Origin of the sequence: Neobacillus paridis (assembly GCF_016765675.1) — a bacterium.
GTDB classification, from domain to species: Bacteria; Bacillota; Bacilli; order Bacillales; family Cytobacillaceae; genus Neobacillus; species Neobacillus paridis.
In genome coordinates, this window is sequence record NZ_JAESWB010000025.1 from 78,949 (window position 1) to 96,738 (window position 17,790).

The following is a 17,790-nucleotide window of genomic DNA, read 5'->3' on the forward strand; positions in this document are numbered from 1 at the left end:
TTTATGGGACAACGATTAAATATCGAGATTGTTAAAAATGGAGAAACTTTGGCAAATGCATATTATCATTGGAGCGCTTATACATCATCTTCTTTAGAGTTAACGAAAATAATTATAAACGCAATTAATGAAATTAAAAATAAAGACGATGTTGTATTGGCTGTTCGCTTACTGGAAAAGACAGGTGCATTATTAACATCAAATGAAATCGAAGTGATGAAGCAACGTACAGAAGAAGAGTTTAAGAAAGCGACTAACAGGAATGATGGATTGATTTCCATTTCAGAAGAAGGAATTGAAAGTACAAGGAAATGGCAAGAAGAATATATAGAAATCCATTTAGATAAAAAGATTGTAAACTTCAATGTCTTTTGGAATGATAAAAAATATTCTTATCTAGATGAGCATGAGAAATCAGAAGAATGGTATCAGCAATTGCCTAAGATTAATTTTGATTATACAAACATCCCATTCACTGAATTTAATCAATTTGCAACTCAAATAAATCAATTAATTAAAAATGAGATTTATAATATGAGATTAGAAAATGGAGATGTTTTAAGTTTTATTAAGTAAGTAAACTTGATGATATTAAATCGTGATTTAAGAATAAATATGAAATTAGGTTGATTTGAAATGAGAAGAGAGGATCATGCTGTAATTTATACAAGTAGTTCCAATAAATGGGATAAATATAATATCATAGAATTTATAGAGCATTATTATGGAATAAAACTAAAATGGTATCAAAAGATTTCCTTATTATTTATTAATTTTAAAAACAAAAGAAAACATGGTGATATTGAAAAGGTAATTAGGAGATATGTTCGGAATGGAAGAGTAAAAATGAAATCGACTAAATATTAGTTTTGGAAAAGATTTGATAAAATACTTTTTTATTAAACGGAGGTAATGATGTGAAAATTTCACAAGATATTTTGAACAAATTGGTTGATGTTGTTTCAAAGAACAGAGAGGATTCTCTTCAAGTACAACCTACTGAAAAACTATTAAATGACATGCAGTCCATTCTGAATGAGTTGAAAAGTAGAGTATACGTTCCGCCTACCAAAACCATTCGATATTTGCCAGTGGGAACGAAGATAGTTGATAAAAATACAAAATATTACGGAGCTCCTATAGTTTGGTTGGTTGCAGATCATGAATATTACGGTAAAACATTAACAACTTTGGTAGCTGAACGAATCTTGACTTTTAAGGCTTTTGATGCAGCTGAACCAGATAACCCAGTTGAGTATCGTTCTGAATACGGCAACAACGAATACAAAGTTTCAAATATTCACCAATGGATGAATAGTGATAGAACTGAATGGTTCAAACCGTTACATGATTATGATCAGGCTCCTACTAAAGATTACGTTTATAGAAGACCTTATGCAGATGAAAAAGGTTTTATGAATAGTTTTAGTCATGAGTTTAAGCAACACTTAGTTGATACACAGCTGGAAGATTTAATGGCAAAAGTATTTCTACTATCAGTTTCTGATGTTGGTCTTTCATGCAAAGGAAAAGGATTGAAGCTATTCAACAATGAAGCACTTAGAAAAGCAAAGCCTACTAAGGAATGTGTTCAGATTGACGGTAGAGGTTCAATCGATATACGAGACTGGTGGTTAAGAACACCGCTCGCCGGCGACTCGAGCATCGCCCGCTGCGTGAACTCTGACGGCACGCTCAGCAACGACGACTCCTACAATGGTAGCATTGGCGTTCGGCCTGCTTTGAATCTTCCATCTGATATCCATGTTAAAGCGGAACCAGATGTGAATGGAATCTATGAAATAGTTTGGCACTAGAAAATATCAGTGGTGAAAATGTGAAGGATTACCTTAATTATCAATTATGGAATAGTAGGATTAGTTAATTTCTTTTTAAAGGTGCTGATAACATGGAAAAAATGAATAAATTAGCAGATGCATTTATTGCCATTAGAGACTATGGTTGGGAAATTCATACAATTGGAATAAGAAAAATATTAGTTCCTCCAGAAACAGATGAACGTAGGTATTGAACTGCAATGTGGGATGAAGATGGATTATCTAATTGGCTACCAAAATTTTCAGAAGGTGAAGAATAAAATTGCTTTGAAATTTACCTATTAAATGGAGGTGGTAAATATGTTATGAATTTCTATTACATTACTAACTGTATGGCATTCTCACTTTTACTTGATTTAGTGGATTTAAATAAAATAAATATTTTGATAGAAATTGGGGGGAAATAGTAATGAAAGCTAAAGAAACAATGGGATGCATATTTTATGGATTGGTATTGCTATTAATCTTAATATCATTATCTATTACGATACTTGGTCAATTTGTTTCTAACGAATATACAGCAAAAGTAACAGATAAAGTCGTTAAAACTAGTAATGATAATAGTAAATACATAATTTTCACAGAATTAGAAGATGGTAAGGTAAAAGTTTTTAAAAATACAGACTCATTAATCAGAGGTAAATTTAATTCATCAGATATTTATGCTGAAATAAAAGTTGGACATAAATATAAATTTAAAGTATATGGATATAGAGTTCCTGCCTTATCAATGTATGAGAATATTGTTAGCATAAAAGAAATTAATTAAAATAATGCTATTCATATTTTGATCATTGGAATATTTAATAATCAAAAGTTTTAAAGACACAAAAATAATACTTGATCCTTACATGTGTATTGGTACAACTGCTAAAGATGTTTTAAAATGCAATGATGAAGATAACTGGAACAGAGAATACATACGTGAATCGTTCTATTGAGGATATTAAACAAAATTATACTAATATTATTTAATTAAATTTTACATAATTATTTTAAATACGTACATATGTGCTGTAAAATAATAAGAAAAGGAGGTATGTAAAACGCAATTATATGACGTTGAATTTCAATTAAAAGAAAAAGATGTTGTATGGGTTATTGATGATACCAAATATATTGTCAGGAATGTCCCCCATATACAATTTGATGATGGTGGCGAGAACTTTGTAGATTATAACACTTCATTAACCATATTGACGTTGCGTGACCTTATGGTTGAGAATCTAGTTCCTAATGAAGTTGACTTTAAAAATTACGAGCATATTGAATTTTAATATATAAAAAACTAGAACCAATAGACTGATTCACATACTGAATATCTTCAAATCGATCAGTTTTTACTTTAATAGAATGATGTTCCAGCACCTTTAATTTCTTGAGTATAATTTTTCTTGATCAAATAAAGGTGATATAATATTAGAAACGATGTGTGGAAGTGATACTACATGTAAGATTACATATTTAAACAACAGAAAGTATATAGTCATTGACATAAGTAAGAAATATTTTAAAGAAAGGAGGATGAGATCATGGCTTGTAAAGGTGGCAAACGTAAAGGAAGTAAGAAGAAAGGTAATAAGAAATAAAAATTAAATAAGTATGAAAAAACAACAAAATTAGTCATCTGTTCATTAGTAATAGCATGACTATATACAGTAGTAATAGTAATAGAAAATGTAATTCAATATTTTAAATAAATTCTATTGACTAATGATAAATAAATTGATATTATTAAATAGAATTTAATATTGAAAGAAGGTGATTAAATTGGAATTATTGAACATATCTCAAAAAGCATTAAATTATTATCGTAAACATGTTAGAGGAAATGAAGGTATTACAGTTGATCAAGCGAAACGTAAATTAACTAGAAACGTTTTGCTTGCTAAAAAACTACATCCAAACTGTCAAGAAGATATTAATAAAGGCAATGTTTTATATCAATATGGGAATCTATTAATTCTCGTTAAGGACAACTGTATAATTCATTTGAAGAACCATTATAATGTGAACTCGTATCGTGACTGGAAACTAGACAGATTTAAATATGTTGAATTAAGTAAGGAATTTGGCATCGAAGTAGTTTAATAAATAATATATTAATAAGGAGAGTAATAAATTTGGTAAATACATTTGAAATTATAGGTAAATTGTCAATTAGTAAAGAAACAGAAAAATTTAAACCATATGAATCGCAATCGTTTCCTAGTGGTTGGGCTAAATCAAGATTATTATTTAATGTTCAATCTGCTGAAAATCGTCATATGTTAACTATTGAAGGAATGTATAAGGAAGATGGTACTGGATTAGTTTATACATTTACTAAAGGAACTATTGATCAAAAGACAAATGAAAAAATTAAAGGTGAAAATATTCAAATTCCTTGGAAAGATCGTAATAAACCTGAAAATATTGAGAAGGTTGCCGAATTTAAAAAATATATCATTGACTTAGAACAATATGGACGTAGATATAAATTAGAAAATGCAATAAAAAAACAGGTAGAAGGTACTATTACTGATGAGGAACTAAACGAATTAGGATTATCAGCTGAAGAATTACAATACGAATTAGAACAGAGTAAAAAGAAACGAAAAGAATTTCTTACTGAATATGATTTTACTGAGTTTTTACATAAGTTACTTTTATCAGATAAACTGAAAGACAAAGTATTTAAGGTATTAGGTAATATTATACATAGTGAATATAATGGTAAAATATATAAAAAGTTAGTTCCTACACGTATTTATCTTGTTCCAAGTGATACTGAACAAACATCAACTGGCAATATTACAATTTTCTTCAATAAAGATAGTTTAGATACCCGTAGTTACGAATCAAGTAAGAAATACTATATTAATGGTTTTGTTCGTGACTATGATTCTCAAAGAAAAGAGAATATTCCTTGTCCAGTTCAATTAGTTATTGATGATACAAGTAAAGACGAAAAGAAAAGTAAGATTGTAAATGTAATCAAAAAGCAATTTGAAGTAGATGATGATTCATGGAAAGAGTTTGGTGTAAAAGTAAAAATATTGGATGGAGCGCAGAAGGTGGATATCACTGAAGATATGCTTACTGATTTCCAAAAAGAAATGTTGGAATTAGGTGCAATTGACATGGATGATATTCGAAAGGAAATTGGCGGAGATATTTATGGAGAAAGAGTTCAAGAAATGGTAATTGTGAATGTTTCAAGAGGATATACAAAAGGACGTAAAGATACAGTATTTTTAGATAGTGACTTTGTTGTGAAACCAATTGAACCTGAACAAGAAACAAAAGAAGAATCAATTGCCGATAACGTTGATCTTGATGACTTATCAGATTTAGACGATTTATTTTAATAAACTACATATAAATAAAAATATATTAATACGAAAGGAGAAATGCATATAATGGCATTTTCAAAACCGCAGATCAACACTATTTCTACAGATATTCGTGATTTAAGTATATATTTAAGAAGTACAAAGAAGTTTGGAAAGTCAACTCTTTTTAGAGACTTAATCATTGAAAAATATGGTGATCCATCAAAAGGATTATTAGTAGCTGTAGGTGCAGAGATTGGTTATAAACTATTAGATAATTTAAATGTGGTACATATTGAAACATATCAAGATTTTATCGAATTAAAAAAATGGTTAATCAGTCAAAAAGGAAAAGAACATAATATTGAAATTGTTGCATTTGATGTAGTTGAAGAAATTATTCCTGCTTTTGAAAAAGAGGTTATTCGCTTGAGCGTAATTGAAACTAAAAAACCTTGTAAATCAATCAAAAGTGCTTTTGGTGGATATAATGCAGGTGTTGAAAAAACTGTAGAAATGATTAAAGTGTATTTCAAAGAATTGAGACAACATTTTGGTGTAATTGCAATTGGGCATACAAAATTTCGTACTATAAAAGAAAAAGGAAGCATTGATGAAGAAGGTTATATGCAATTAACTTCAAATCTTCAATCTAACTATGAAGCTGTGTTCGGTGATGTATTTGATGTTACTTTTACAGGATATATTGATCGAGAAATTGAAGAAGAAACAGTCGGCGAAGGTGAATCTGCCAAGGTGAAACGTAGAGCCACTGGTGAAGTTCGTAAATTATTTTTACGTGGAAATACATTAATTGATGCTGGTGGAAGATTTGCATTTGGTGCTGTTCCAGAATACATTGTTTTCGATAAACCAAACATGGCTAAGGAATTTATTGAAATAGTTGAAAAAGGAATGGCTCTTTCTAAAACAGGAGCATTAAATAATAAAGATGTTAAATTATTTGAACCAAAACAATCAGAAGAAATTGCAACTGAAGAATTAGAAGATGAAATTTTAACAGAAGAAGAAAGTAAAGATACAGAAATTAACATCGAACACAATAAACAATTAAAATCCAAAGTTGTTGAAAAATATAAAACAGCTTCGAATGATCAGAAGAAGCAAGTAAAAAAAATTCTAGCCAAATATGGTGCTACGAAATTAGATGAAACTAAACCAACTCAAATGTTTGAAGATATTTTAGCAAGTCTATAAGTGAATAGGGAGGAGTAATTCCTCCCTTTTAATTTAATAAGGGGGAATTGTCTTGCTCGTAAAATGTAAAGGTTGTGGCAATAAAATAGATAGGGATATTGCTTATAAAGTAATCATTAAAGGTAAAAATAAATATTATTGCAATAAACAAGAATATGAAGCTATTAAAATTGAAAAAGAGAGTAAAAACAAAGTAATCAATTTGTCATTCGAGTTAATAGGTAAAACAACTAATACTGCATTATTTAAAGAATTACAAGAGATAGCAAATATCCACACTTATACAAAATTACTTAAATATTTGGAAGAAAACATGGTAAAAATTGATGCTGCAATTTGTAATAATATTCCATTTGTAAATGAGTACGCAAAGATAAGATATTATTCTACAATTATTAAAAATGAAATTGGAGATTTTAAAGAAAAAGTAGAAATTCATGATACGGAAATTAATGATTTTGAAATTATTGAAGAAATTAAATACAGTTCAACAAAGAAAAAATCATTTGATGATTTAATAAATGAATATTAATTTTGGAGATGGTTTATTTGAGTGCTTTTATCACTGGTGTTACAGAAAAGTATCCAAAAGAATTATTAGAAGGTAGGCTAGGTGTAGAAGGAAATTGTGTATTTAGTTTTTGGAAAGACCCAAATTTATATCAAGAATATAAAGAAATTACTATTAACGATTTCTTAACTGAAGATGCACGTTTTTATTTTTCACTTGGCGAACAAATGAGTAAATTATATAAGGTTTTTGATGAAGTTTCAGTTATTTCTTATATTGGAGACAATGAAACAATATTAGCTGGATTTAATGAACGTGGTGGCTATGATATTGTTTACAATACTATGGAAATGCTGAATATTAATAATGTTGAACAATACATAGATGTATTAAATCGTGAAAATATCTTATTAAAATTACATGAAGAAGGATTTAATTTATTAAATAAAATTATTATTAATAATAAAGAAATTATCCCTATTAAATTACTAAGAAGAATGAGTGCAGCAGAAACACTTCAATTTTTTGAATCACGTATTTCTAACATTGGTATTAGAGTAAGGTCTAATGATATGGAAATAAGTGATTTAGATATTGAAGATAATTTCATTGAAAAATTAGAAACAGGTATGTTAATGGGGATTCCTTTTGATATTGGCGGTAAATCACAAAAAGATAACTCAACTATTTATGCTTCACCTTTACTTTCTAATATTTCAATGGGGATTAATAAAGGAGAATTGACATTAGTTGGTGGGTTTTCAGGATCAGGAAAAACATCTTTATCATTTTCAAATTTTGTTATGCCTATGGTGTATAGAGGTGAAAAGGTTTGCATTACAGCAAATGAACAAAGAAAAATTGCATGGCAAATATTAATTATGATTTATACACTTGTTCATCATTTTAAATATTACAATTTGACTAGAAAGAAATTAAAAGGTGGACAATTTACAGATGAAGATAGAAGAATGATAAAGTTAGCAAAACAATTTATTAATACTCATTACAAGCCTAATATTAAATTTGTTAAAACATTTGATTATAATGTAAGAGAAATTATTCGTGAACAGAAGAGGTTACATCTAAATGAAGGATATTCTGCATTTTTGTACGATACGTTTAAACCTGAAGATGCATCTGATATTGGAGTTGCAAGAGGTTCTATGGTAGAAGATTCTAAAGCGTTATTTCAGTTTGCATCGAAATATAATGTACCTCAAATTATTACAGCACAGTTAGCAACCTATCTTGAAAAAACATCTTGGCTTACATCACAAGTTTTAGCCAGTAGTAAGCAAACAAAAGAGGTATGTTCTGAAATTTTTTTGATGAGAAAGTGTATTAAGGAAATTGAATTAGACCCAAATAATAAGTATTATATTAATCCATATCGTTTAAAAAGAGATATAAACGGTAAATGGAGAAAGGAAACATTTGAAATTGATCATACTTTAGACGGACAATATAGGATCGTATTTGTTGATAAGACACGTAATGATGAAGATTCTAAAGCAATTCTTTATAAATATGATGGTCATATAAATGTATGGCATGAGTTGGGATTTTGTTCACCTTCACGAATTGACTTTTTAAGATAGGGATGAAAGTATGATTGAATTAAAAAAGATGTTAATGAAAAATCCCCATCATATAGAGAATATTTTAGAAAAATATGATTTTCACAACATTGATGTTAGAAACAATGAAATTAGATGTGGAATTGAAGAAAATACAAATAATACATCAGTTCGTATTAAACTAAATGAAAATTTAACAGCTAATGATTTTGGAAGGGATATTCATGGAGACTTATTTAGTTTAATCATGAAAGTAAAAGGTATTCACTTAAATGAAATTATACAAACAGTAAAAAAAGAATTAGATATTACATATATTGAATTTAATAAACCAAAAAAGATTTTTGGTGGATTCTATGACAACATAAAACGAAGAAATAAAAGTGTAGTTGAATTAAAAAAGTACGATGAAAGTATTATGAATGATTATTTAAATAAATATAATACCTTATTTTTAAAAGATGGTATTAATTTTGCAACACAAAAGAAGTTTAAAATAGGGGTAGATCATTCTTCTTGTAGAATATCTGTCCCTTGGTATGATTATGAAGAAAGTTTAGTTGGTATTGAAGGTAGGTATATGGGTGATTATGAAAAGGATAATGTTTCTAAATGGTTTCCGATTTGCCCATTCAGCAAAAGTCAGTATCTGTTTGGATACAATCTGAATTACTCTGATTTACAATCATGTGAAGAAGTATACGTTGGTGAATCTTCAAAATTTGTAATGCAACTAGATTCAATGGGTATTAATACATCAGTGGCTTTAGGTGGAAATTCAATACATAATCAGCAGATAAAACAATTATATTGGTTGAATCCTAAAAAAATAATATTCTGTTTTGACGAAGGGCTGGATCAAGAATTAATACAGAGACAAGTAGAAAAAACAAAGATTCTATTAAAATTCTTCGATATTAAAATAGGTTGTGTGATTGATAGAAACAATGAAATATTGAAAAAAGGAAGTAAAAATTCACCTTCAGATGTTGGAAAAAATGGATTTAAAGAATTAGTAACAAAGTATGTTGAGTGGAGATGATACTTTTGGTAAAAGATGTCTGGAAATAATAGAAACCGTTAGGAAGGAAATGAAAAGAAGATGAGTGAGCAAAAATATAGTTTCTCAAGGCTAGAAACTTTCCATAATTGTAAAAGAAATTTTTATTATACTTATATTTTAGATAATAGATCAGGTGAATCAATATATACATATTTGGGAACTGTTTGCCACGAACTAACAGAAGCAATAATTCAAAAGCAAATGACAAACGATGATGCTGTTATACAGTTTATAGAAGCAGTTGATGATGCTGAAATGTTAGATTTAAGATGGATTAGCGACAATGTTAAAAATAATTATGTCAATTGCATTGTTCACTTCTTTGAAAATTTCTCACCAATTGATAATCCAACAATTCGTATTGAGGATTATTTTGAAATTGACATAAATGGAGTAACGATTATTGGTTATATAGACTTATGGTATATGATTGGAAATGATATATACATAATTGACTTAAAAACAAGTTCTAAATTCAGTAAAAAAGATTTACCAAAAAAATCACGACAGTTATTATTATATGCAATTGCATTGAGTGAAAAGTATCCTGATTATAAGATTCATTTACAATTTAATATGCTTAAATATGTATTGAAGAATGGAAAATTATTTGAACGTAATAAACTTAATCTGTTTGATGAATTTCCAGATGGTATTGTTGAAGTGGATTTTAACGAAGAAAGTATTCAGGATGTAAAGGATTATGTTATTAATACAGTAAAGGAAATTAATTCAATAGATAAAAGTGATATTGTATATTGGAACATGGGATATGATCCTACAAAGGACTTTTTCTGTAAGAACCTGTGTGGACATAGGAGCAAATGCTTAGAAAGATTAGGTAAGGTGGTCGATTGATAAGTGAAAAAAGAACCGAGATTATTTTTCTATGATTTTGAAGTCTATTCTAAAGCAAAGCATCCATTAACAGGAAGAAGTTTTTGGCTAGTTGTGTTTATTGAATACAAAACTAGAAAAGGAAAAGTAATAATTAATGATGAAGAAGCATTAATGAAATTTTATCAATCCTATAAAGATGATATTTTTATAGGATTTAATAGTCGTAATTATGACATACACATTTTTAAAGGTTTATTATTAGGTATGGATGCTGGGTATATAAATGATAAATTAATTATTCAAGGTAAAAAAGGCTGGGAAGTTGTAAGAGAAGGATATAAAATACCATTAAATAATTTTGATATTATGCCAAATCCACCTATTAGTTTGAAAACATTAGAAGGATTTATGGGCAGTATGATTAAAGAATCAAGTGTCCCATTTGATTTAGATAGATGGTTAACTAATGAAGAAATTAAAGAAACAATCAAATATTGCTTACATGATGTTAAACAAACAATTTTAGTATTTGAGGCTAAACGTGAAGAATTTGAAAGTCAGCTTGGATTAATTGAAATGTTTAATCTTGATATGTCATTGTTTAATAAGACAAAAGCTCAATTATCTGCTCACATTCTAGGAGCAGAAAAGCATGAAAATCGAGGAGATGAATTTGATTTTATATTTCCTGAAGTTATTAGATTGGATAAATATAAATATATTAAAGAATGGTATGAAAATCCAGAAAACAGAAGATATGTTGATGACAAAGGTAAAAAGAATAAGTTAATTACAGAAATTGCAGGGGTGGAACATGTATTAGGTTTTGGAGGTATACATGCCGCTATACCCAATTATTATACAGAAGGAATTATTCTTTGTTGCGATGTGGCTTCACTTTATCCAAGCATAATGATAAATTTTGATTTTCTAAGTAGGAATGTTAAAGAGCCTTTAAAATTCAAAGATATTAGAGATAAGAGATTGTCATTAAAGAAGATAAAAGATAAAAAAGAAAAACCATTAAAAGTAGTTATCAACGGTACATTTGGAGCGTCAAAAGATCAATTCAACGCATTATTTGATCCACTTATGGCAAACAATGTTTGTATTACAGGTCAGTTATTATTGGTTGATTTAATTGAAAAAGTAGAACCATATTGCGAGTTAATACAATCAAACACTGACGGTATTTATATGAAAGTTGAAAATAGAGAAAACGTAAATAAAATCAAAGAAGTAGCAAAAGAATGGGAAGTTAGGACTGGATTAGAATTAGAATGGGATGAATATATAAAGATTTATCAAAAAGATGTTAATAATTATCTTTTGATACCAGAAAAGTTATATGATGAAAAAGGAAAACCACGTTGGAAAACTAAAGGTGTTTATGTAAAAAAACTTAATGATTTGGATTATGATTTACCTATTGTCAATAAAGCCATGGTTAATTACTTCGTGTTTAATACTCCTATTGAAGAAACAATTAATAGTTGTGATGAATTAAGGGAATTTCAAAAGATTGTAAAGTTATCATCTGCATATAAATATGCATTAAAAAATTGTACATTCTCAAAGAAAAAGGTTTTAAATGAGAAAACTGGTAAAATGGTTTTAAAAAAAGTTTGGAATGAAGATGGGGAAATATTAAAAGATAAAACTTTTAGAGTGTTTGCTTCAACTAAAGAAGAAGATAAAGGTATTTATAAACGAAAAGAAGGTGAAAATCCAGAAAAATTTGCTAATACACCTGATAAGTGTTTCATAAACAATGATGATATCAAAGGTAAAAAAATCCCCAATTATCTTGATAAACAATATTATATTGATTTAGCACAAGAAAGGATAAATCAATTTCTTGGTACAGATAAAAAGACAAAGAAAAAGAAGGAAAAAGTTTCAAAATAAACTTGCAAATAAAAATATATTAATGTAAAATAATAAATACATAGATAGAAAGGAAGTGATGAATTGTTCCTCTGGCAAAGGAACAACTATTATGGTTAAAATTAACAAACAAGATGTAATTAAGTACGGACTATTAGCAAGTTTATTTACAAATTTCACGATTGGATGTAAATATGTTTTTGATTTCAAAGAACATGAACAAAAAATACATAAATTAGAGCAATATAATAAAGAATTAAGTATGGGAATTAATGATTTGGTTAAAATTTCCTCTAAATTAAGCAAAAAACAACAAGAAAGTAGAAATAAAATAATCCTTTTAAGGGATGAATTAAAACAGATTATAAATAAAAATAAATTAATATTAAAGGAAAATATTAAATTAAAAAAAGAATTAAAGAGAAAGGAGGTGAGTGGTAAAAGGAAGTTAAATATGACTTTAACTTTTTATGGTTCAGATTGCAGTGGCTGTAGCGGAATAACCAAAAGTGGGATATCTGTAAAAAATTCAATTTATTATAAGGGCTATAACGTAATTGCTGCCGATCCAAAGGTAATTCCGTTACATTCAATTATTAAAATAGAAACTAAAAATAGAACATTTTATGGGTATGTAGCTGATACAGGGAGCGCTATCAAAAATAATGTATTAGATGTCTTAGTTGGTTCAGAAGCAGAGTCATACAAATATGGTAGGCAACAAGCAACTGTTACTGTGATTCGTGAAGGAGGAAATAGTTAATGGGTAATTTCAAAGTTGGAGAATCTGTAATCATTAACTCACATGCAAAAAATGGATTACCAATGAGGGTCGGACAGAAAGCATTGGTTACAGATAAAGAGTCTTTAAGTTTAAACTACGATTATATTGTTAGATTTGATGATAATAAAACTGCATTTGTACGTGAAAAAGAATTAAATAAGTTAACAGAAGAAGATAGAAATTATATGAAATTCATTTACAAAGGAAATCGTGTTTCTTATGACAACCATAAGGAAGTAGTTAAGGTAGTAAAATGTGATTATTTAAATAAACATGTTGAAGTTCAATTTAACGATGGCTCTACAGATGTTGTTGGATTTGAGAAATTAACACGAATTGAAAATGATAATTCACAAGTGATTGAGTGTAAAGAAGAAAAATTATCAAGAGAGCAACTGCATAGAAACGTTATTGAAGAAATACATAAAACATTTAAAATTAAGAATGCTGATTATGGTAATAGCTTTGGTGAGCAATATGAGGAATACGGGTTACTTAGTGCATTAATCAGATTAGATGACAAAATGAGAAGGTTAAAGCAATTAAATAAACAAGAAGCACAGGTTAAGGATGAAAGCATTCGAGACACTTTGTTGGATTTAGCAAACTACAGCATTATGACTATAATGGAATTAGATAAAGAGGCAAAATAATGTTTAGTGTTAATTTAAGAGATGAACGACTAGGGATGATAAATGAAAATAGACATGGTTCAAAGATGGAAATAATTAAATATAATCGTGCTTTGGATATTTTAGTAAAGTTCGAAAAAGGAAGCCCTATACATACAAATTGGGACAGTTTTATAAAAGGGACTGTTAAAAGTCCGTATGATAAATCTGTATACAGTATTGCGTATTTAGGTGAAGGAGATTATAAAACAAGCGAAAATGGTAAAATCACTCGCTAATACTCCATTTGGATGGGAATGTTGGAAAGATGCTATAGTAATTACTCTAGTAAAAGATATCCTACATATGAAAAATGTTCTGTTACAGATGAATGGTTAAATTACCAAAATTTTGCAGCTTGGTATGATGAAAATTACTATGAAGTTGATGGAGAAAAAATGGAATTAGATAAAGATATTTTAATAAAAGGGAATAAAGTATATTCACCAGATGCTTGCGTTTTTGTGCCAAAGAGAATTAATTTATTATTTGTTAAGAAAAATGCTTCGAGAGGAGATTTGCCTATTGGAGTTGTTTGGTATAAACGTGATAAAAATTATCAAGCTGATGGAAAAGATGAATATGGAAATACAGTACATTTAGGTAGATATGATACTGTTGAAAAAGCATTTGAAGCATATAAAATATTCAAGGAAAATACTATTAAAAAAGTAGCAGATATTTATAAAAATAAAATTCCCAATAATCTTTATGAAGCTATGATTGCATATAAGGTAGATATCAAAGACTAATAGAAGGTAAATTATATAAATAGTAGGTGAAGTAGTATGGTATATCAAACAATGATAGACGTAATTCAATGGTTGGCTATTGTAATTTTAGCTTTTAAAGTATTTGAATTAGAAAAGAAAATGAAATAACTCTTTCATGGGATAGGGGGGAATGGTAAAGTGAAAAATGTTGTATTAAAAATTGAACAAAATGGCGGGGAATATTACGGATACGCTACAATTAAAAATGTTCCAGACGATTTTACTATAATCAGAAGCAGTAAAGAAATTCAAATAGGCGATATTAAAATTGAATTTGATGAAGTAGTGGAAATTCTTAAGGTTGAAACTATTTAAAAACATTACTTTATCATAACTAAAAAGGAGCGATCTAAAATGAAAGTACAGGATAATCGAAATTCAAAAGTAGAAGTCGGAGATATGATAGTTACTAATAAAAATAAAAGGTATCTAATCGCCTATGAAGAGGATTCTAAACATTCATATCTACAAATTGATGTTGAAACATTTGATATAATAAACGGATATATGAGCGATGATTTTAAAAACTTTAAGATAGGTTATCAATTATACGAAGGTGAAAGCATTGTAGAAATAATCAAAAGTGAAAATTTAACATTAAACATTATTAATTAATTTATAAGGAGGAGATAATTTGATATTCATTCAGGATTCATTACCGTCCACAGTTACAGTTGTTCCATTAAATGATGATCCAATGTTGCAAATTAAATCAATACAATACCTAGATGAAACTGAGGATAGAGTTATTTTAAAATGTGCTGAATATGTTGAAGAACTGAAAAGAGGATTTACTTGTAATTTAATTTATGAGTTTAATATTGGAGATAGAAACAGAGAAAATAAAGAAAAGAGATTTGAAGAAATTAAGGATTTAGTATTAGTATACATAAATAGAACTTGGGATGTTGGTGGAATACCAACATGGGAATATGTGTTTTTTAAGTAAAATAAGTTAAAATTTAACTTTTAATGGGAGTGATATTAATGAAGCAAATAACTCATATTCACGAAATATTGCCTTATACGTTTAATTCTATTGTAACTTTACCGAATGGAGAAGTATTGCAAAAACAATTAGTTAAGGGAAAACCGAATACATATAAAGTTATTTACAACGATGACGTAACAGTTGTTATTCTTGAGGATGGTTCAAAAGGAGTAGCAATAAAAAGCCCAAAAGATGCCTATAATAAACAAATTGGACACGATATTGCACATAAAAGAGCAAGAATAAAACAGCTAAAAAAAGAAATTGAACAATTATCAAAGCATCAATTAGTTGAAGAAAGAAGACTTGAAATAAGCAAATAATTAAATAAAAGTTGGGACATTGGCGGTTTCCCATAATGGGAATACGTATTTTATAAATAATTAAACAAGGAGAGGATTAAATAAATGAACAACGAAAACTTAATTAAAATTCAATTCTCATACATAGATGAATCTAACCAAGAATCAACACTAAAGAAAACATACACAGCCACCGTTATGGAGGATACTGGTGCATTAGAAAAGCTAACGGAAGATTTTAAAACCTTTATTAAAGTAATTGGATTTACTGATGAATGGATTGATCGTATTCAACTTCTGGAAGAAGATGATGAACATGAAATCGAAGAATTGTTTTGGGACGAAGAAACTGAAGAAGAAGGAATAGAAGAAGGCAAGTCATTGGAGGGAGAAAAATAAAATGCTAAAACTTTTATCATCATTATTAATTTATTTGGTTGAATCTGTAGTTTTTGGAACACTTACATATTTTATGATTTATATTTTATCATACAAAAATTGGCGACCAAGAACCACATTAATTGGTTTGTGCTTACTTTGGGTAGGGTTTATTTTCAATATTGTTTACACAGGATTGATGGGATGGAATTTTACTCCTGCAAGTGATTTAGAATCATTTTTAGATAGTATTACATTTGTGATTGCAGTTTTATCTTTAGGTTTGATTTATATTGGTTTAAATAAAATATCTAAATAAATATTTATATACTACATATAGTGTACGATATGGAAATTAGACACGATATGTAGTATAAGTAATTAAATAAGAGATAAGTTTTAAAGGAAGTGATAAAAGTGAATACAAATGAAGAAGTCGAATATTGGAAACAGCTTTTTTATAACGAATGTGAAGCTAGGCATACTTCAATTGAACAACTTCACGACAGGAGAATTAGAGAATTATTTGAAATGGGTGAAGAAATTTTCAAGTTAGAAGATGAATTGAAACAGCACAAGAAAGCGTTAGAAGAAATAGAAAGTATGACTAGTAATCTAAGAGAATACCAACCTTCATATTACACCATTAACAATGTTGCTAGGTTAGCGTTGAAAAAGACTAGTGAAGAATATGACGAAATATTCTGAACGTAATAAAGAAATGATGTAGTTGGAGATCAATTGTTTGAAGGTGATTCTATTCATCAAACAGTATACAATTGTTCAGATTGTGGAATTGGTGTGATAAAAATATTAAATCTAGCTGCTGACAAACGAACATTTGCACTATAAACTTTAATATAGAGAGCGGTGATTCAAATTAGCAAGATAAAAAGTTTTATACAAGAGGAACATTTAACTAAAGATTTATACCATGTTAAAGAAGTTGAGTTAGAATTAGTAAAACAAATTTGTAGAGAAAAACACTATTTACATAGAGTACCAAGTATTGTTGCATCATATGGCTTATATAGGAATGAATTACTAATGGGAATCATAACATTCGGAGTTCCGCCTTCCCCATACCTAATGAAAATTTGTGGTGAAGAATATAAGAAATCTGTACTGGAATTAAATAGATTATGGTGTTTTGATGAGTCTCCTAGAAATTCTGAAAGCTTTTTAATTTCACAAGGTATTAAATTACTTAAACGTGATAAACCAGAAATAAAAATATTGGTATCATTTGCTGATACAAGAGAAGGACATTTGGGATATATTTATCAGGCTACTAATTGGAATTTCACAGGCTGGTCAATTCCTGGTGGTGGCAGTATTGTTATTGATGGTAAAGAATATCATCCTAAGAATTTAAATAATAAATACAACACAAGTGATCTAAATAAGCTTAAAGAAATACTTGGAACGCAGAATATTTTCTATAGACCTAGAAGTAAGAAATGCAGGTATGTAAAATTTATTAGCGATAAACGTGAAAATAAGAAACTTGCTTCACTTTGTAAATATCCAATTCAAGACGGCTATCCTAAAACGTTACCAGATGAGATTGAATATAAGACAAAGAGACAGAAGTTAATGGATAAAAAGGCTGACGATATGTAGTCGGTCTTGGATTCCAA

Annotated in this window: 24 protein-coding genes and 1 pseudogene; all 25 read left to right on the forward strand. The window is 28.4% G+C overall.

Features of this window, described 5'->3' with window-relative positions; all coding sequences use genetic code 11:
- Positions 1 to 3: 3 nt before the first annotated feature.
- The 25 genes and pseudogenes from JK635_RS02245 to JK635_RS02355 all read left to right on the forward strand — a co-directional run bounded on the left by JK635_RS02245 (position 4) and on the right by JK635_RS02355 (position 17,773).
- Positions 4 to 576, forward strand: coding sequence for a hypothetical protein (locus tag JK635_RS02245; RefSeq protein ID WP_202652017.1), 573 nt, complete (start codon positions 4 to 6; stop codon positions 574 to 576).
- A gap of 341 nt (positions 577 to 917) precedes the next feature.
- Positions 918 to 1,817, forward strand: coding sequence for a DUF6273 domain-containing protein (locus tag JK635_RS02250; RefSeq protein WP_202652019.1), 900 nt, complete (start codon positions 918 to 920; stop codon positions 1,815 to 1,817).
- 92 nt (positions 1,818 to 1,909) lie between these two features.
- On the forward strand, positions 1,910 to 2,032 hold the full coding sequence (locus tag JK635_RS24600; RefSeq protein WP_306792896.1) for a hypothetical protein: 123 nt from the start codon (positions 1,910 to 1,912) through the stop codon (positions 2,030 to 2,032).
- 215 nt (positions 2,033 to 2,247) lie between these two features.
- Entirely contained in the window at positions 2,248 to 2,607 is a 360-nt protein-coding gene (locus JK635_RS02255) for a DUF1523 family protein (RefSeq protein ID WP_202652021.1), read from the forward strand.
- Between the two features lie 641 nt (positions 2,608 to 3,248).
- Positions 3,249 to 3,434, forward strand: a pseudogene (locus tag JK635_RS24940) (hypothetical protein); the annotation flags it as partial.
- 174 nt (positions 3,435 to 3,608) lie between these two features.
- The gene (locus JK635_RS02260) at positions 3,609 to 3,929 is read left to right on the forward strand and encodes a YorE family phage-derived protein (RefSeq protein ID WP_202652023.1); all 321 of its coding nucleotides are present in this window, start codon (positions 3,609 to 3,611) and stop codon (positions 3,927 to 3,929) included.
- A 32-nt stretch (positions 3,930 to 3,961) separates the two neighbouring features.
- Positions 3,962 to 5,188, forward strand: a complete 1,227-nt coding sequence (locus JK635_RS02265; RefSeq protein ID WP_202652024.1) for a hypothetical protein — start codon at positions 3,962 to 3,964, stop codon at positions 5,186 to 5,188.
- Between the two features lie 51 nt (positions 5,189 to 5,239).
- Positions 5,240 to 6,370, forward strand: coding sequence for an AAA family ATPase (locus JK635_RS02270; protein ID WP_202652026.1), 1,131 nt, complete (start codon positions 5,240 to 5,242; stop codon positions 6,368 to 6,370).
- A 52-nt stretch (positions 6,371 to 6,422) separates the two neighbouring features.
- Positions 6,423 to 6,902 (forward strand): hypothetical protein, encoded by a 480-nt coding sequence (locus JK635_RS02275; RefSeq protein WP_202652028.1) that lies wholly within the window; start codon positions 6,423 to 6,425, stop codon positions 6,900 to 6,902.
- Positions 6,903 to 6,919: 17 nt separating this feature from the next.
- Positions 6,920 to 8,482 carry a DnaB-like helicase C-terminal domain-containing protein gene (locus JK635_RS02280; RefSeq protein WP_202652030.1) on the forward strand — a complete coding sequence of 521 codons (1,563 nt, stop codon included), beginning with the start codon at positions 6,920 to 6,922 and terminating at the stop codon, positions 8,480 to 8,482.
- 10 nt (positions 8,483 to 8,492) lie between these two features.
- Complete coding sequence (locus tag JK635_RS02285) at positions 8,493 to 9,503, forward strand: hypothetical protein (RefSeq protein WP_202652032.1); 1,011 nt, start codon at positions 8,493 to 8,495, stop codon at positions 9,501 to 9,503.
- A gap of 60 nt (positions 9,504 to 9,563) precedes the next feature.
- A complete protein-coding gene (locus JK635_RS02290; RefSeq protein ID WP_202652034.1) occupies positions 9,564 to 10,382 on the forward strand; it encodes a PD-(D/E)XK nuclease family protein in 819 nt (272 codons plus the stop codon).
- A gap of 3 nt (positions 10,383 to 10,385) precedes the next feature.
- Positions 10,386 to 12,272, forward strand: a complete 1,887-nt coding sequence (locus tag JK635_RS02295) for a DNA polymerase family B protein (RefSeq protein WP_235887842.1) — start codon at positions 10,386 to 10,388, stop codon at positions 12,270 to 12,272.
- 91 nt (positions 12,273 to 12,363) lie between these two features.
- The gene (locus JK635_RS02300; RefSeq protein ID WP_202652036.1) at positions 12,364 to 13,014 is read left to right on the forward strand and encodes a 3D domain-containing protein; all 651 of its coding nucleotides are present in this window, start codon (positions 12,364 to 12,366) and stop codon (positions 13,012 to 13,014) included.
- Complete coding sequence (locus tag JK635_RS02305) at positions 13,014 to 13,688, forward strand: nucleotide modification associated domain-containing protein (protein WP_235887843.1); 675 nt, start codon at positions 13,014 to 13,016, stop codon at positions 13,686 to 13,688. The genes JK635_RS02300 and JK635_RS02305 overlap by 1 nt, the downstream gene beginning before the upstream one ends.
- Positions 13,688 to 13,945 carry a hypothetical protein gene (locus tag JK635_RS02310; protein WP_202652038.1) on the forward strand — a complete coding sequence of 86 codons (258 nt, stop codon included), beginning with the start codon at positions 13,688 to 13,690 and terminating at the stop codon, positions 13,943 to 13,945. Before JK635_RS02305 ends, JK635_RS02310 begins: the two co-directional genes overlap by 1 nt.
- Positions 13,946 to 13,963: 18 nt before the next feature.
- On the forward strand, positions 13,964 to 14,458 hold the full coding sequence (locus tag JK635_RS02315) for an AP2 domain-containing protein (RefSeq protein WP_202652040.1): 495 nt from the start codon (positions 13,964 to 13,966) through the stop codon (positions 14,456 to 14,458).
- 159 nt (positions 14,459 to 14,617) lie between these two features.
- Positions 14,618 to 14,794 (forward strand): hypothetical protein, encoded by a 177-nt coding sequence (locus JK635_RS02320; RefSeq protein ID WP_202652042.1) that lies wholly within the window; start codon positions 14,618 to 14,620, stop codon positions 14,792 to 14,794.
- A gap of 39 nt (positions 14,795 to 14,833) precedes the next feature.
- A complete protein-coding gene (locus JK635_RS02325; protein WP_202652044.1) occupies positions 14,834 to 15,094 on the forward strand; it encodes a hypothetical protein in 261 nt (86 codons plus the stop codon).
- Positions 15,095 to 15,113: 19 nt separating this feature from the next.
- A complete protein-coding gene (locus tag JK635_RS02330) occupies positions 15,114 to 15,428 on the forward strand; it encodes a hypothetical protein (protein ID WP_202652046.1) in 315 nt (104 codons plus the stop codon).
- Between the two features lie 38 nt (positions 15,429 to 15,466).
- Positions 15,467 to 15,793, forward strand: coding sequence for a hypothetical protein (locus tag JK635_RS02335; RefSeq protein WP_202652048.1), 327 nt, complete (start codon positions 15,467 to 15,469; stop codon positions 15,791 to 15,793).
- Between the two features lie 84 nt (positions 15,794 to 15,877).
- Positions 15,878 to 16,171, forward strand: a complete 294-nt coding sequence (locus tag JK635_RS02340) for a hypothetical protein (protein ID WP_202652050.1) — start codon at positions 15,878 to 15,880, stop codon at positions 16,169 to 16,171.
- 1 nt (position 16,172) lies between these two features.
- Entirely contained in the window at positions 16,173 to 16,469 is a 297-nt protein-coding gene (locus JK635_RS02345) for a hypothetical protein (RefSeq protein ID WP_202652052.1), read from the forward strand.
- A 98-nt stretch (positions 16,470 to 16,567) separates the two neighbouring features.
- Positions 16,568 to 16,858: a hypothetical protein gene (locus JK635_RS02350; protein WP_202652054.1), complete on the forward strand. Its 291-nt coding sequence runs from the start codon at positions 16,568 to 16,570 to the stop codon at positions 16,856 to 16,858.
- Between the two features lie 162 nt (positions 16,859 to 17,020).
- Positions 17,021 to 17,773: a Mom family adenine methylcarbamoylation protein gene (locus tag JK635_RS02355; RefSeq protein WP_202652055.1), complete on the forward strand. Its 753-nt coding sequence runs from the start codon at positions 17,021 to 17,023 to the stop codon at positions 17,771 to 17,773.
- Positions 17,774 to 17,790: the final 17 nt, after the last annotated feature.

Excerpts from the sequence above, each read along its gene's own strand:
- JK635_RS02340 (WP_202652050.1), top strand. The coding sequence starts at position 15,878 with ATGAACAACGAAAACTTAATTAAAATTCAATTCTCATACATAGATGAA.
- JK635_RS02245 (WP_202652017.1), top strand. The coding sequence starts at position 4 with ATGGGACAACGATTAAATATCGAGATTGTTAAAAATGGAGAAACTTTG.
- JK635_RS02255 (WP_202652021.1), top strand. The coding sequence starts at position 2,248 with ATGAAAGCTAAAGAAACAATGGGATGCATATTTTATGGATTGGTATTG.
- JK635_RS02300 (WP_202652036.1), top strand. The coding sequence starts at position 12,364 with ATGGTTAAAATTAACAAACAAGATGTAATTAAGTACGGACTATTAGCA.
- JK635_RS24600 (WP_306792896.1), top strand. The coding sequence starts at position 1,910 with ATGGAAAAAATGAATAAATTAGCAGATGCATTTATTGCCATTAGAGAC.
- JK635_RS02305 (WP_235887843.1), top strand. The coding sequence starts at position 13,014 with ATGGGTAATTTCAAAGTTGGAGAATCTGTAATCATTAACTCACATGCA.
- JK635_RS02270 (WP_202652026.1), top strand. The coding sequence starts at position 5,240 with ATGGCATTTTCAAAACCGCAGATCAACACTATTTCTACAGATATTCGT.
- JK635_RS02345 (WP_202652052.1), top strand. The coding sequence starts at position 16,173 with ATGCTAAAACTTTTATCATCATTATTAATTTATTTGGTTGAATCTGTA.
- JK635_RS02290 (WP_202652034.1), top strand. The coding sequence starts at position 9,564 with ATGAGTGAGCAAAAATATAGTTTCTCAAGGCTAGAAACTTTCCATAAT.
- JK635_RS02335 (WP_202652048.1), top strand. The coding sequence starts at position 15,467 with ATGAAGCAAATAACTCATATTCACGAAATATTGCCTTATACGTTTAAT.
- JK635_RS02315 (WP_202652040.1), top strand. The coding sequence starts at position 13,964 with ATGTTGGAAAGATGCTATAGTAATTACTCTAGTAAAAGATATCCTACA.
- JK635_RS02285 (WP_202652032.1), top strand. The coding sequence starts at position 8,493 with ATGATTGAATTAAAAAAGATGTTAATGAAAAATCCCCATCATATAGAG.
- JK635_RS02325 (WP_202652044.1), top strand. The coding sequence starts at position 14,834 with ATGAAAGTACAGGATAATCGAAATTCAAAAGTAGAAGTCGGAGATATG.
- JK635_RS02310 (WP_202652038.1), top strand. The coding sequence starts at position 13,688 with ATGTTTAGTGTTAATTTAAGAGATGAACGACTAGGGATGATAAATGAA.